2 pseudogenes are annotated in these 849 nt (G+C 40.5%); one reads left to right on the top strand and one right to left on the bottom strand.

The features are described 5' to 3' along the window. A pseudogene (locus tag ACEO2X_RS13955) lies at window positions 1–127 on the bottom strand (IS3 family transposase); the annotation flags it as partial. A gap of 71 nt (window positions 128–198) precedes the next feature. On the opposite strand from ACEO2X_RS13955, the pseudogene ACEO2X_RS13950 reads away from it, so the two are divergent. Beyond that, a pseudogene (locus ACEO2X_RS13950) lies at window positions 199–849 on the top strand (DDE-type integrase/transposase/recombinase); the annotation flags it as partial.

The following is an 849-nucleotide window of genomic DNA, read 5'->3' as shown; positions in this document are numbered from 1 at the left end:
GGGCGAAAAAAGCGGCTGCTTTACGTAGAATTTCGTTAGCACGTTGCAGTTCTTTATTTTCACGTTCGAGTTGTTTAATACGTTCTTGATCTGAAAGTTGCTGTACTTTAATTGGGTTTTGTTTATCGGTAATCCCCCCTAAAAATAATTGCGTTTAAAAGTAGAAAATCGAATAACCTTGATTTAAGGAGATTTTCTATGAAAACATCTAAGTATTCAGACAGCTTGATCATGAGTATCTTGAAGCAAGCTGAAGCAGGAACACCCATACCGAACTTATGCCGCGAACATGGTATGAGCTCACATTCTACAAGTGGAAGTCCAAATATGGCGGCATGGATCTTTCAATGATGACGCGGCTTAAAGAACTTGAGGCTGAAAATGCCCGTTTAAAACGCATGTATGCTGATGAGCGGCTAAATAAACGTGTCTATCGCATTTATAAGGAGCTTGAGCTTAATTTAAGAATCAAGCCTAATAAGCGGATTAAACGAGAACAGCCAGAACCCTTTGCAGTACCGACAGCTAAGAATGAATCATGGTCAATGGACTTTATGCATGATCAACTCAGTGATGGACGTAGTTATCGACTTCACAACGTGATTGATGACTATAATCGCGAGTCATTGGATATATTGATTGACTTTTCATTGCCAGCAGAACGTGTGCTGAGAGCACTTGATCAGCTCATTGAATGGCGAGGCAAATCTAAACGCATTAGGACCGACAACGGCCCAGAGTATATAAGTGAGCTGATGGAAAAGTGGTGTGATCAGCATGGTATTGAGCATGTATTTAGTCAACCAGGCAATCCACAGCAAAATGCATATGTTGAGCGATTTAATCGTA

This window comes from Acinetobacter sp. AL9, assembly GCF_041464035.1.
In the GTDB taxonomy this organism is placed as follows: Bacteria; Pseudomonadota; Gammaproteobacteria; order Pseudomonadales; family Moraxellaceae; genus Acinetobacter; species Acinetobacter towneri.
This window is presented reverse-complemented; position numbering and strand designations above follow the sequence as displayed.